This is a genomic window from Acinetobacter sp. SFD (assembly GCF_001647575.1).
Taxonomy (GTDB): Bacteria; Pseudomonadota; Gammaproteobacteria; order Pseudomonadales; family Moraxellaceae; genus Acinetobacter; species Acinetobacter pecorum.
Genome location: NZ_LSZJ01000012.1, coordinates 248,076 through 262,646, shown reverse-complemented (window position 1 = coordinate 262,646; position 14,571 = coordinate 248,076). Strand labels below are relative to the sequence as shown.

Below are 14,571 nucleotides of genomic sequence, written 5' to 3'. Positions count from 1 at the left end.
TTTCTCAAGAAGATTTCCATATCTATCAAGCATAGATAATTTTCAGCGTTACATTATTGAACTTTTATCTTATAAATGTAAAAAATGCTATTTTAGAATTTACTCTTTAACGTTTTAGACTGACTTATAGTTGATGATCAATACAGAAGTTCAGCATCTTTATAAATTTTCCAGCTAAAAATAAAAAACTCAATTGCTGCGAACAATTGAGTCTTGGATAAAATAATTTTATTTAAGAAGTCTGCGAGCGCTTAAAATCAGCAATATCCAGTTCATGTACCTGACCACGCCAGATCCATTTTAGTTTGGACTCTAAAAATATATCTCCCTCGAACCAGACAAATAACCCTTCCATCATTTTTGGCCAGTCTTCCCGACTAACATCCTGACGTCCCGACATCACCGCAATCATTGCTGCCAAAATGGTGTCGTGGCTGACGGCCAGACTCAATCCATATTTATTTTGCGGATGAGTGTTGTAAATCAGTTCCAGCACATCCACCACACCATGAATCGGCTGTTTCATCCCCGGCAAGGCATTATTGACAAAACTGTTAATGAAGCCGAGCGCACCCTGCTTGGCGAAATAAGGTCCGGCTTTTTGAATATCCAGCACAAAACTGCCCGGCTCAACCAGAAGCCCCTGCTCTATAATTTCAATGTTATGGGTATTTTGCTCAGGAGTAACCGCATCTGCCCCTTCAATCATCAGGGCAGCGGTATCGATACAGCGCTGGATCGGACTCGAAATACAGTGATGAATCATGCGATCCGTCTGATCAGCCAGATAAGCGCCCCATTCTTGCGCCAGATCCCGTCCCTGACTGGTCAGTTGCAGGTCATAACCTGCTAAACCCTGACCCCGCACATCCTCACGAATCGAATGTCGTGTGAATAAGGTGACAGGCGTCTGTACATCGGGCAATAGATCAATTGCACTCAACATACTCGGAGGAAGCAGTTTCAGGGACACGTTACAGCCTAGTGGATTTGTAATAGCTTAATTACCACTATAACATGCTCAGGATTTTGCTCAATGCTCAGTCTGCATGTCAGACACTGCCTGCAATGCAATATTTTTCATCTCATTATTTTTAAAGGCAATGAATCCGCCATTCAGCAAGGTATTCCGATGATTATAGGTAAATGGACGGCCTTTAAAATCGACCAGGCCACCACCAATCCGTTCGAGCATACATTGACCAGCACTGGTATCCCATTCCGAGGTCGGATGAAACCGTGGATAGATATCCACCTGATCTTCTAACATCAGGCAAAATTTATAGGCACTACCCGCTTTAAATTCCGTATAGTCAGTAAGCTTGGCCAGACTTTGCAAATACTCGGTATATTTCGGTTTCTGCTGGCTGCTTTGACTCAAACCTACAGAAAGTATTTTGGTTGTCAAAGACGTTTCATATTCGAACCAGGCCATAGTTCGAATATCATATTTATAAGGCAATCCCTGCTCTGGACAGAAATAAATCAGTTGCTGCTCAGGAACCGCCAATATGGCAAAAGTGGTTAAACTGCCTCTGACCAGACTTAAATTAATGGTGAATTCAGGCCGTTGGTGCAAAAACTCTTTGGTTCCATCTAGCGGATCAAGCAACCAGAATTCTGTCCATGAGCGGCGTTCATGCTCTTGCCCTTCTTCAGACAATAAAGGTAAGTCTGAAATCTCCGCCAAAGCCCGAGTCAGATAAGTATTAACCCGAAAATCTGCCTGAGTCACCGGAGAATTATCATCCTTTTTAATGACATCAAAAGCTGCACCAGAACAATAACGCTGATATTCTTCTCGCAAAATTTCACAAGCTTGGGTCAAAATGGGCACGAACTGTAAAACCATCGGGTCTTGTGGCGCTGCTGTTGCTCTAAACATAGAAAACCTGAATCTCTCAAATGCTCTGAAAAACCTAACATATTTTTCAATAGGCAGGGATAGAGTTTCAAAATATTAATTTAGATATATTTTTATTTATTATTTAATTTTATACATATATTCAAAAACATACTTACATTCATAATAGATAGAAACTCTTAACTGGAGGACTTTGCTACGATTTCAATTCTATTTGCATACCCGTATTACCCGCTAGATTGACTGCAGACGCCCATCGACTATCGCGATTTTGTATTATTTTTTTAAGATAAAAATGCCCGGATAAGTACCACCATCCGAGCTTTAGTAAAAGGCTGTGTTTTAAATAATCGTTGATTGATTAATATTTGTGCGATATGTTTAAAGCTAAATAGTGATTGGCAAGGTGATACATTATGGATGTTACTAAAAACCTTGATGTTATAAAACAATTATTTAGCAATCTTTCTGAGCATGATAAGCAAGCTTTCTTATTGTCTGTATCAGCAAAAGATAATATTAAAAAAGTTATTCAACCTAAAAAATTTCTTGTTGTTTGCATTGCGAGTCTAAACATTTTGTAAAGAATGGAAAAGAAAATAACAATCAACGCTATTTATGTAGGATTTGTAAAAAATCCTTTGTAGAACAAACAGGTACTATTCTATATAAGACTCATAAAAGTATAGATGTTTGGGATAAATATATTGAGTGCTTTTTAGAGAAATACTCAATTCGCAAAAGCGCTCGAATTTGTAAAATCAACATTGCAACAGCATTTGCTTGGCGACATAAAATACTTGATGCCTTACAAAAAATGATGGATGAAGTTGAATTGTATGGGGTAGTACAAGCAGATGAAACATATACGACTATATCTTACAAAGGTAATCATAAACACTTTATGTTGCCACGCCCAGCGCATCAGCGAGGGACAAAAGCAACCAAACGAGGAATATCTCAAGAGCAGGTCTGTGTTACCTGTGGTGTAAATCTCAGTGGGCTATCTATTGCTAAAATATCTAATCTTGGTCGCCCAACTTTATCGGATGTACAAAAGGTTTTAGATGGAAAAATTAAAACTGAGTCGATTTTTGTTACTGATTCCCTGCGCCCATATCAAAAGCTATCAAATGATATGAATCTGAATCATATACGCATTGATACCGATAAGCGCTCTAAAGGTATATTTAATATTCAAACCATTAATAATTATCATAGTTGCTTAAAAGCTATGATTATTAATACATTTAAAGGAGTAGCAACAAAATATTTGAATAACTATCTTGTGTATCATAATTTCGTTAATTTTTATAAAGATACGATTGAGAATAAAAATTTAATTTTAATTGAGTACATTAGAGATACTATCTGTTTAAGTAAATCTATTGATATTTCAAAAAGACCATGTGTACCGATTTGATGTAATTCAAAATAAATCAAGCACTTGTGATTTTATATTAATAAAAAAATTACTCTGAGGATGGGGAATGAATAATCAAGAGCGATTAATAACGGCACTGTATTACTCAATAGGTGGGGTTATTCTAGGATTGGGATTGGCGATTTTTACATCATTTTATCTCAGCACTTCATTTAGTTCAGTTAAAATAGTTATTATCACTATAATTTCTTGCTTCATTATAGGTTATTTATTTCCAAATTTTATTGGAAATATATTTAGATGGGTTTGGAAAATTTTCGTAAATTAGATTTTTTATAAAAAATTAATTTATTGCCTTAATTAAAAATAAAACTATGAGTTTTACAAATGAAAATCATAGTTTCATTTCTTAAATCAACGTATTCTTAAAACACAGCCTAGTAAAAATATAATTTCTTGGCTAAGAAAATTAATGCATTCCTAAATCAGTAATAGCGATAATCTTAATATCCTCTTTTAAATCAAGATAACTCATGACTTCTTTAGAAATCTGCTCTAGATCAGTTCCACCATGTTCTGCCAGTCCGACAGAAGCATTTTTGAGTTCGACTGTCTTAATTTCACCGTTCTGCATGTAAGCAATTAAATGTGTGGGTTGAGGACCTGATGGCACTCCTAGATTAACGACACTTTGAAAATCAGCATCCATTTTTATTCCTTACAATTTAATTAATGTGTTTCTTATTTAAGCGAAGAAAATAGAGCAAAACAATTGAATGACCTTTATGGATTATTATCCAATTTGTAAAGCGCGACCAGTTGGGTTCTGTGCTGCCAAAGTACATTTTTTTTGCACCTGATGCGTTTCAACCTCATTGCTCGCGTCTACTTATTGCAGATAAACCAGCAACTCAAAGGCCCGATAATTCTACTTATAAAAAACTTTATGAAACGCATTCGTATCCCACCAAAGATCGCAAATGTCTTTAACTGTGAGCTGTTTCAGATATTCATCCCCCTCCTTTCAACACAATAGCGGTATTGCCACACGATATTAAGGTTAGGTATTAGTCGAATCGACGGACCACCCCGATCTGTCACCACCCCCACCTTTTCATGTAGTTGTGCTTTATTGAATTTAAGCCCACCATCACTTCAACCCATATAAATTTTCCTGCCCAAATGCTCTATACTTTGCATATATTCAAGCAGAGCAAAATTATGTATACCCCGATGTACATAATTTTTTCTTGAAAGGTAAATGATTTTGTTGAACTTTGAAATTATTTGATCACCGTTAAAGAACGCGAAAGACAGCTAATTTCATTGAATCTAAAGCTTTTCTACATGCTTTGTTGAACTTTGAAAAACTTTGGAGAATCCTGAATGCAAAGACCGACTATCATTTTCGATATGGATGGTTAAGACCGCAAACCTTTAATTTAGATATATTTTTTATTTAATATTTAATTTTATAAATATTTATGTACACACTACTGTACACATTCAAAAATATACCTGATTCATTATAAGCAAAAAGCCCTCACTTTGAGGACTTTGCTACAATTTCAATTACAGCCGCATGGCGCTGCTTACAATCTACATACTTTCGTCGATCATCCACCATCACCTGCAGCACTTCTTTTGCTTGGCCAGACTTTAATTCCAATAGATCAGGACAAGGTGTTTTAAGGTTTGCTGGAATTACCAGCGGCATTGACTGCTGACACCCCATCGTCATCAAAGCAATTAGTGTGGATATAAACAGGACGTTCCACGATCTTTTGCACTTCACGTGTAATCGTTTCGGTTTTAACGCGCTCAACTTCTTTCGATTCTTCATATTCTTCCCCTGCTTTATTGGCCAGCTTCTGTGCTTCCTTTTCAGCATCAAGATATGGCTTTAGCTTTTTATTAATTTTGTCCTGGCATGTCGTTTCAGCTTTTCGTAAATCCCCGGCTAAACGATTGGCCTGAAAGAGCTGGCAAAGGATTACGATGCAAAGCATAACAATCAGGGACCAGCGTTTGTTGTTCCAGATCAGCATTAGGAGTGGCATTTAGTTCACTCCCATGCATTTGTTGTAGCGTTCAACTTGTCGAGTCCACACGCCATAGCAATTGTTAGAACGAATACTGCAGTCACGCTTGGCCACATACTTCCATTTCAAAAGTGACTTACACGCCTGGATATATTCACGCGCTTTCAAATGGCGCAGCATTGACGATCCAGACCAGGCACCAGTGCCGTACTGGTATGTGAAATCAAGATAAAGATCATATTCAGGCTGTGAAATTGGAACATTCAGAACGGTTTTGTTAAATCGCTGTGCATCCTTATCCATGTGCAGCTTGAGATATTCAAAAGCCTGCTTTCGGTCAATCGCTGGATCAGTCATTTTGACGCGCACACCGTTTGGATAGACCGTAGTGCCGTGGCCAATGGTTGGTACATCGCCTTTGACCGGAATGACTGGTTTAGATGTATAGCCTTCTTTTTGTGCTGTGGCTTGCACCTGTTCTTCACTTGGACCAGTAATCCACATGCCTGCAGCAAGCACCAGAGAAGAACCAATCACATAATATTTAGTCTTGTTTGACATCGTAATATTTCTCCCATTGCTCTACTTTTAGTTTGTGGATCTCATCGGCTCGTTTGTTCTCAAGTCGTTTGTAGTACCAGTTCACTGCAAAGCCACCCAGTGCAATCGCAATACCCAGCCATGCGAGAACATCAATTGACGCAAGGTATGCCAAAAAACCAGAAGCAGCCCCCGCATATGTTGTTTTTGATGCAGCGGAAGAAACGGTTGCTGCCATCTCAACCACTGCCGTTTTATGTTCGGACATGCCGCCCCCTAAATTTTTGGTAATAAAAAAGCCCTAACTTATTAAAAGCTAGAGCTTATGGTGGTTTGTTGGGTGATGTTTCTATAAAATTATTCTAAAGAATGGACTAATGTTTATGGAAGACCAAAGAAATCTTTCCCTTGATATACTGAAAATAATCCTAGCAGTGAGCGTAGTTTTTCTCCATTGTCATTTTTTAAAAAATATTTCCAATATTGGCTATTTTTCTACAGTAGAAGGATTGTTCAGATTGGCTGTTCCAACTTTTTTAATTATCAGTGGATTTTATTTTTTTAATATTACTTGTTTAAGTAAATTAAAAAAATGGGCTATTAGGTTGGGTTTATTATATTTGATTTGGATGCTTATTTACTCACCCTACTGGCTAGACTTAAATAATATACCAAAAACAATATATATATTCTTTAATGGATACTATATTTTATGGTACTTAATAGGGGTTTTATTCAGCGGTTTTTTCGTATATTTAATTAGAAACCTATCAACTAAAATTCATATTTTTTTAATATTAATATTGTTTTTTATGGGTTGTATAATACAACTTTTAGGTAACTTACATATATTAAATAGATATTTAGATGAAATTTTTAACATGAATGCTGTACATAGAAACTTTTTATTATTTTGTATACCATTTTTCTTAACTGGATACCTAATAAACAAATATAAAATTTTCAATAAGATTGAAGTTAACTTACCCATGCTAATAATAGTTTTATCATTGGTTGTTTTAGAGTCAAACCTGAATAGAATATTTGTAAGTTCATCTGAAAATCTAGATCAACTATTCTCCTTAATTATAGCATCACCAATTCTATTTACTTATTTCAAAAACAAAAATTTAAAAATAAAATCTAAAAATCTTGCCAATTTATCCAGTGCTATATATCTAGTTCACCCTATGATATTATTTTCTTTAAGCTACTATATTATTCTAGATGAAACCATATCTTCTTTCATAGTTTTAATATTAGCAATTATAGTAGGAAACCTCCTTATTTATTTAAATAAAAAACTTAAGTATATTATTTAAAAATAGCCCCTTTAAAAGGGGCTATTTTTATTATTGAGCTAATTCAATTTCCACCGCAAAAGATAAAGAGGATTGTTCTGTTGTTAGAGATGCGGTCTCTATTTTTAAATTTATTGTATCTCCAGAGTTTAACGAATATTGTCCAGGTTGATAATGTATTATTCCAGTTTTAGAGGAATTATCTGCTGTAAACACATTAGCCACCAATGCACTACCATTTTTATATAACCTTGCTGTTGCTGTTCCTGAAATTGTTAGTTGTTGAACTACTAGTCTAAATGATTTAATAAACACTTCTCTGTTAACGTAAGCTAATAGAGTATTACCCACAAAACTCATATCAGTAGAAGTATTCGTTCCAGCAGTCATGCTAGGTGAACCGAATAAAAGTTTATTTATAGTTTCCCCCACATATTGATTAGACAGACCATCAACACTATCAATTTTAGTTTGAATACCTTCAAACTCAGTTTTGGATACTAGATTTCTTATGCATCCTGCTCCCATTTGTACACCAGTTTTCATTAATGGTATTGAGCGATCATCAACAATATTATTTCCGACTAGTTTGTTATCAGTACTATAATATGTAATATTATCAGAATCTTTATAGGAAGCTAATCCGATTGCACCTACCTGAGTACTTCCTGAAGATATTACGTTTTTTATCGTATTAGAGTTAATTTCATTTTTACTACTACCATATAAATAAATAGCTCGATTTCTACCGCCATCAAATATGTTTAACGAAACCTTACATCTATTTGCCCTATAAAGCATGATACTGTGAAATTCATTATCTACATTATCCAAATTAAACGTATTATTGATAATCTCTGAATCATATAACGTACAGCCCACACCTTGCCCATAAAATGCAGCACCTTTTAATCCATACATTTTATTATTACTTATTTTTAATCTCTCATATTTATAAGTAACTCCAGTAGGTGGCGCTGCCAGAGTTATCGCGTGATACTTAACTCCTTCTACCCCAAAAAAATTATTAGAAACAACATCACAATCATTGGCTGCTCTAAATACAATAGCCTCTAATGCATTAATATAGAATGTATTGTTATAGATGTAATTATGTGTTGACCCAATAATATAAACACAATGTCTTGATGTTGATGTAAATGTATTTTCAAAAACCCTACAATTTAATGGTTTGGGAGAATAAGAGTCATATTCAATGCCAATACATGTACCGATGGTATTTTCAAAAATACAACCGCTAATTTTTTTTCTGCTAGCACCACTTCTCACAGCCACTGTTGCTGTATTATTTCTTTTGCCACCTGTATGCCTGAATGTACAATTCTTTACCCCCCCTCCCACATTTGTATTTCCACTAAATAATATCAAGTCCCACCAAACTGAAGTCGTAGGATCATCAATACTATTTGAAATTTCCTCTAAAACTGTATCTTCATAATGCCCAACTAAAGTAACTTTTGGAGGTATCGATAAACATGCACCATTGTTAACCGGTTTAACAATAAAATGGCCTTGGGATAAATCCACACACCCTCCGCCTTTATTTGACTTAATGTTGGCTAATTTTAAAATTGCTGCTTGATCAATCGAAAAATCCTTGTCAGTTACAAATGAATAATCAGCCTGTACATCTGCTAATCCTTTATATTTTTGATTGTAATTATTTGAACCGGCTGTGTACCACTCTTGAACAGTGTGAAGGATTCCATCACCAATAGCACCATAATCATAGATTGTTTCATTGTCTCGTTTAGATTTTATATTGATTTCAGCATTAATCTGCTTTTGATTCTTATCACCATCAACAACAAAAGAAGCATCCCACCCTTTATCTACAGCAATCTGAGCCAGTCTTTCCATCAGATAGTTGTAGTACTCATCTAATTGATCTAGTGCCACCCCCTGCTTGCGGATCTCCTCCATAAGATAAGCTTTTAGCTCATCATCTTTTCGGTCCACATAGTTCTTCAGTGCACTAATACGATTACCGAGAATCCAGTCAGCTACACCCAACTCCTGAAGCTTCCACCAGATCCAGTCAAAGTCTTTATTTACAGCTGGTGGACGGAATGAATTATTGTAAGATTGGTAGTCAGTGTTTCGGCTAAATGGTGTATTGCGCTGTAAGGTAATCTTCCGGCCACTAGCTGGTGCAGTGGTGAATACCACATTGCCACCGGTTAAACTCCAAGATGCAATCGGCGGCTCAACATCATCCACTAAAACAATTAAATGATCTTTTGATTCACACTGAAACTTTAGTGCGAAGCTAGTAGTTACCCCGTTTCCTGTGTGTTCGATATACGGCGTTTGTTCAGGTACAGACATAATGCCCCCTAATTCTCAAAGTCTAGAGTGGCTTCAATCACGCCACTATTCCCTCTCCAATTAGGGCCTTCATTGACCTCATTATTTCTGTGTATTTTGCCTACGCGTTCCGGTGAATCAGTAACAGCACCTGCTAAAGAATCTAGGTCATCATCGGGCTGTTCAGTAATTGCAGGGTTGAACATACGCATATTTTTGTACTGTCTTGAGCTATTCTCACCTTCTTCGGGGGTATCAATGACGGATGTATGCACCCATAAAAGTCCTGACATTAACGGCCCTTCTAGCGCTTCTAAAATACGCTTGTTTTTATTCCCTACACTGTGTTCTTCTTTTACTCCACAACGGATACGACGTGCTTTCAATGCACCTTTTAGAGCTGCTGGTGCAAAGTTACCAATACCATTAGTCTCAATCGTTAGACTCGGTACATTGAATTGCTCAATCAGGTCGCAAAGCTGCCATACCTGACCACCTATGATATTTCCTTGTGCGTCATGAGTAACGACATCGCCAGTCAGTGCAACGGATCTATGCCAATACTTGGCACCAAAATCATCATGCAGCACTAATGCAGTTGAGGAAATATCGGATTTCAGCTTTCCGGATGATGGGTCCCAACGCATGGTAATACCGACAATCTGACGATCCCCAAGCATCATGATGTACTGGCCGTTGGCACGTCTTAAAACTGGTTCGCAGTCATAAGGAATCATCTTATCCGGATCAAGTCGAACTTCGCCAACTGGCTTGGCATGCATCTGGTACTGTGAATCCCATTCGTTTAATGTCCGGCACTCTCTACGGCGCTCTCCCATGACTTTCGGTGTAAAGCGTTCAGGCCATAGCGATTCACTATACAAGTCGATCAGATAGTGTGTTTCTTTTAGAATAATCTTGAAGGTGTTGCCAATTTTATAAACTGCATAATCTTCATCACGTGTGAGCAGCTTGGCTGTATGACTGATCCCACTGAACACATAAACCGGATCGAAGTCAGATAAACACTCGCTGATATTCTCAAAGCGTTTCTCTTTTTCAAACATTTTAAGGATCATACATTTTGCACCCTGTTTTTGTACTTGGGTATAAAGTGAGTCATGGGTATGCGGTGTTCCGACAAATAGCTTTTGTCCACCTGGTATGAGAATGTGCGTCTGTTCAGACAGGCGATAACGCAGCTTCTCGCGTGCTTCGGGTGTACCGATGTTGGCTGGCATTTCTACGTCATCGTTTTGAATCTCATGCGCACGTGCACCAGTCACGTTGGACAATACGCCACGCGCATGCAGTGAGCCGTGCCGCACATCTTCCGATCCGGTCACCCACCACTTTTGAAGCTCACCACGTTCTTTAAATACGCCAAACAACTGGCACAACGGATGCTTTTCAATGACTTGCTGAGTACCACGGCTACACTTTGAAGCATCACCATCAGTTGCGCCCTGGTGCAGAATCAATCGATTTCGATCAATGAATAGCTTCCATGCGTTATAGATATCTAGAATCGTGGATTTGCCGTGACCACGTGGCATCATCAATAAACCAAGTGAGCCGTAATTTTCCAAGAAATCACAGACATCTAAATGGAAATCTGGCACTTCCCAATTCATGGCTTCCGCATAAACCAGAAAGAAAGCAGCAAAGCTGACCTTAATCATGTATTAGCTCGGACGCTGTTTGCGTTCTTCTAACTTCTTGGCCACAGCTTCAAGTAATTTTGCGGCCTGTGCTTCTGGTGATACATTCCGATCACTTCCGTCGCCAGCTGACAATTCATCATCAAGCAAGACTCGGTTCAGTTTCTCCATGCAGGTCAGGGCTTCTTTTGCGCCCTTGTATAACCAGACTTTGTCACCACGGCCTTTCTTATCAAAAACATCCTGACCATAAGCCTCAGTCATTAGATCGACCGCATCTGTACCGGCCATCTCCATACAGAGCTTTAACTTCTCTACAGTTTCAGGCTTTAGGAAACGTAACTTCTTTACATCCGACATAAAAAATCCCCCGTATATAAGCCATATATACAGGGGGTTTGATTGGGGTTAATTGGGTGTCCTACTTACTCCACGATACGCTCAAAATCAGGCATCTGAATATCCCCCACATCATCACCCCAGAACCGCGTCCGGTCGTGCTGACGTTCGGCTTTACGCAATAATTTTTCACGGTACCCGGGTGCAATCATGTCCTGCATTTCATCAAAGATCATGCGATTGGTTGCCGCCTTGGTATAGAACAGGTTTTGCGCTGGTATCTTGTTCTTGAGCAAACGGAATGCTTCATTCGCTGCATTGGTGTCCTTGTCATCGTAGTACTGCGTCAGGTTGCCGACGGTCAAACCAAGTACCGCTTTAACGTCTGAACCCAATGGACCTACCATAAAGTCCGAAGCACTACGCCCTGAAGTATCCGTACCAGCAACAAGGATATCGCCAAGAATAGATAGACCACCACCCTGAACCGCTGAACGAGTCCAGAAGTTCATTGTCTTTTGTGGATCTTCACTATCCCACATGGTTGAAGGGTCGTTACCATTGGCCAGCTCTTTAAGCTGTACCGCCAGCGCACCAAGTAGTGTGGTCATAGCAAACAATGAAATGCCATAAGCTGCTTTACCTTTCACCCCATCCTGCGCCATTGCACGTGAACCGTGACGCATCAAAAACGCGGCTGGAAAGGATTTAAACTGAAGCATGGATTTCACCAGTTCGCCCATGCCTGTGCCTTTTCGTTGCCCTGCACTCATCCATGTACGTTCACGCAATCCGGCTTCAACTACGGCCATTCCCTGCTCATCCAGCAAGTGTGCCTGAAACTGTGTGGCCACTTCGTCACGCACCTTTTGTGGGTCGCCAAACCTAGTTAAATCACTATCAGGAATTTCATGGATAGAACGTGCAGACATTAACTGGTTACCTTTACGATCCACGACCGGATCAGCCAGGCGCATCACTTCCCAAGCGCGTTCGTTCAGTCCGGTTTTTTCCATGAGCTCACGATCCATTACATCCAGATCGGCCCATGTTTTAGAGCGGGTCAAAGTGCCGTATTTATGCATAAGCATCTTGGTAAAACCGACTTTTGAAGCTGCTGTGAGTGCATTCAGGCCAGATATGCGCATAACCTGTGAAGCAATACCACTGGATACCCGAGCTAATTTCTGCGACTTGCCATGCACTGAGGTCAATCCATCATCAGACCAGCGTGCGATAGAACCGAGCATTTCTTCAGTGGCTAAACCTAAGCTGTGCGCTAGTTCCCGATCTTCTTTATTTTTAGGATTGAGCTGTGAAACCAGCTCACCAAAAGTTTTGTGGTAGGCAATACCATGAGCCCATGCAGTCTTGGCAATCATGGCCTGATCGGTGACGGATGAAATTGTGGTACCACCCAGCATGGATGCCACGTTCATTGACCGGTACGCTAAACCCATATTGGCCAGCACTTCGGATTGCGGTGTATTCTGCCCTGAAAACTCGTCAAACATGGTCTGTGCGCGTTTACGTGATTTGCCTGTATCGTTTGCATCAACACCCTTTTGCCAGTCCTTTTGCTCTGCTGCATCCATCAATATGCGCATGGCATTTTTAGGACTACTACCCAGATTTTCCACCATAGCAATATCTTTGGATAAGCCGTTAATATGTGCTTCCACCAAGTCTACAAACGGCATACCACCGAACTCAGCCTGATATTCCATCCATGATTCAGCATCTTTAAAATGCAGTACCCGGCTTTCAGAATGTCGGCTGGTGACTTTGGAATTACCGCCAAAGGACTGACGACCAATTTCAGTTTTATTGGCACCGTTGCTGCTCAATGTGTCGAATGAGTATTCAAGTAGTTCGCGGATCTCTTGCTGTGAATAATACGTTCCATCTTCATGCACGTATTTTGAAGTGTCGATTAAGCCTTCTGCTTTCTGCACCCATGCCTGTTTGCCGGCTAATACAATCTTTTCTAAGCTATGCGTCTGCGGTAATCCCCAATCATCCAGTTTTCCAATATCACCACCGGCACGGTTAAAGCGTTCACGCATACCTTCAAAGACTTCGCCCATTTTGTCTGAAATCTTCTTGGCCAAAGGATCGCCGGTACTGTCATTGAAGCGTTCACGGACAATTTTTTGTACCAGTTCTGCATCAGTAAATACACCTAAACCGCCTTTAATATTGGTATAGAAGTCCACTAGATCACCACGGTAAACGGATGCAATCGCACGTGCTTTGGAGTCAATCGATTGGATGCCGGACATATCACCATGCGGTGCAACCATACGGTCTACAACTTCACTGGCTGTTAATGTGGGATGATCAAGCTGTGCAAGGTTTTTGTTTTGGGTAAGAATGTCACGCGCTGCAATGGCATGCTTTCGTTTTAATTGCGCTTGAATATCTTCTGCGACAAATTCACCAGCTTTCACCAGTTTTTCTGCATCAGATAAATTGCGCCAGTTCTGAATATCTTTTTTGGCCAAAGACTTCATCGCGTCCTTGATCCGGTTTTCAATGTCGGTGGCTTCTTGCTGGTTTAGTGTGGCCTTGCCGAGTGCTTTAGCTACGGCGGCCTTGCATTGGTCTTTCATAATAAAAATGCCCAGATAATTTCCATCATCTGAGCATTAGTTAGAGTGTGGTTTGTTGGGTAAAGCTTAAGGCTTAAGCTTATTTGCCATCTCATTGAATAATTCTTTTACATCAAAAAGGGATTGCTCATATTCTCCATTAAATAAATTATCTACATGATCAAACCGTTCCTGTGTAAGTACGCATAGCACTTCGAAATCATATTCTCTTTGAGTGAGTATTAATGCATCCAACCCGAATTCGCTATTATTTCTTGATCTGCTCAAATAGCTACGCACTATATTTTCTAAAGACTGCTTTACATGATCTTGGTCATTAAGATCGATCCACTCGTCAATAGAGTTAATATATAAAACATCATTATCCACTGGACATATTGAAGTAGGTACAGCCCTACCGAAATGACTAATAGGACTTTTTTTAATTACATCCATATAACTTGTATTTGAGATCCACTTATCCCAATCAAAATTCTCTGCATTATTCATAAGCAATTATC

Annotated in this window: 12 protein-coding genes and 1 pseudogene; 2 read left to right on the top strand and 11 right to left on the bottom strand. The window is 39.1% G+C overall.

Annotated features, from left to right (window positions below; genetic code table 11):
• Window positions 1-232: 232 nt before the first annotated feature.
• The gene (locus tag AY605_RS08900; RefSeq protein WP_064096051.1) at window positions 233-973 is read right to left on the bottom strand and encodes a histidine phosphatase family protein; all 741 of its coding nucleotides are present in this window, start codon (window positions 971-973) and stop codon (window positions 233-235) included.
• Window positions 974-1,033: 60 nt separating this feature from the next.
• A complete protein-coding gene (locus tag AY605_RS08895; protein ID WP_064096050.1) occupies window positions 1,034-1,885 on the bottom strand; it encodes a 3'(2'),5'-bisphosphate nucleotidase CysQ family protein in 852 nt (283 codons plus the stop codon).
• 395 nt (window positions 1,886-2,280) lie between these two features.
• Here AY605_RS08895 and AY605_RS08890 point away from each other — a divergent pair.
• A pseudogene (locus AY605_RS08890) lies at window positions 2,281-3,287 on the top strand (IS1595-like element ISAcsp6 family transposase).
• 430 nt (window positions 3,288-3,717) lie between these two features.
• Here the strand turns inward: AY605_RS08890 and AY605_RS08885 are convergent.
• From AY605_RS08885 to AY605_RS08865, 4 genes are all read right to left on the bottom strand, one after another.
• Complete coding sequence (locus AY605_RS08885) at window positions 3,718-3,957, bottom strand: hypothetical protein (RefSeq protein ID WP_064096049.1); 240 nt, start codon at window positions 3,955-3,957, stop codon at window positions 3,718-3,720.
• 979 nt (window positions 3,958-4,936) lie between these two features.
• Window positions 4,937-5,308 carry a hypothetical protein gene (locus tag AY605_RS08875; protein ID WP_064096047.1) on the bottom strand — a complete coding sequence of 124 codons (372 nt, stop codon included), beginning with the start codon at window positions 5,306-5,308 and terminating at the stop codon, window positions 4,937-4,939.
• On the bottom strand, window positions 5,309-5,851 hold the full coding sequence (locus tag AY605_RS08870; RefSeq protein WP_064096046.1) for a glycoside hydrolase family protein: 543 nt from the start codon (window positions 5,849-5,851) through the stop codon (window positions 5,309-5,311). It abuts the gene before it with no gap.
• Window positions 5,835-6,098 (bottom strand): holin, encoded by a 264-nt coding sequence (locus tag AY605_RS08865; protein WP_064096045.1) that lies wholly within the window; start codon window positions 6,096-6,098, stop codon window positions 5,835-5,837. The genes AY605_RS08870 and AY605_RS08865 overlap by 17 nt, the downstream gene beginning before the upstream one ends.
• 115 nt (window positions 6,099-6,213) lie before the next feature.
• Here AY605_RS08865 and AY605_RS08860 point away from each other — a divergent pair, with 115 nt between their 5' ends.
• On the top strand, window positions 6,214-7,152 hold the full coding sequence (locus AY605_RS08860; protein ID WP_064096173.1) for an acyltransferase family protein: 939 nt from the start codon (window positions 6,214-6,216) through the stop codon (window positions 7,150-7,152).
• Window positions 7,153-7,182: 30 nt separating this feature from the next.
• Here AY605_RS08860 and AY605_RS15095 read toward each other — a convergent pair whose 3' ends face one another.
• The 5 genes from AY605_RS15095 to AY605_RS08835 all read right to left on the bottom strand — a co-directional run bounded on the left by AY605_RS15095 (window position 7,183) and on the right by AY605_RS08835 (window position 14,560).
• On the bottom strand, window positions 7,183-9,480 hold the full coding sequence (locus AY605_RS15095) for a right-handed parallel beta-helix repeat-containing protein (RefSeq protein WP_064096044.1): 2,298 nt from the start codon (window positions 9,478-9,480) through the stop codon (window positions 7,183-7,185).
• 8 nt (window positions 9,481-9,488) lie between these two features.
• The gene (gene terL, locus AY605_RS08850) at window positions 9,489-11,141 is read right to left on the bottom strand and encodes a phage terminase large subunit (protein ID WP_064096043.1); all 1,653 of its coding nucleotides are present in this window, start codon (window positions 11,139-11,141) and stop codon (window positions 9,489-9,491) included.
• 3 nt (window positions 11,142-11,144) lie between these two features.
• On the bottom strand, window positions 11,145-11,480 hold the full coding sequence (locus AY605_RS08845; protein WP_064096042.1) for a hypothetical protein: 336 nt from the start codon (window positions 11,478-11,480) through the stop codon (window positions 11,145-11,147).
• A gap of 65 nt (window positions 11,481-11,545) precedes the next feature.
• Window positions 11,546-14,071 (bottom strand): hypothetical protein, encoded by a 2,526-nt coding sequence (locus AY605_RS08840; RefSeq protein WP_064096041.1) that lies wholly within the window; start codon window positions 14,069-14,071, stop codon window positions 11,546-11,548.
• A 66-nt stretch (window positions 14,072-14,137) separates the two neighbouring features.
• Window positions 14,138-14,560 (bottom strand): hypothetical protein, encoded by a 423-nt coding sequence (locus AY605_RS08835; protein WP_064096040.1) that lies wholly within the window; start codon window positions 14,558-14,560, stop codon window positions 14,138-14,140.
• Window positions 14,561-14,571 lie beyond the last annotated feature (11 nt).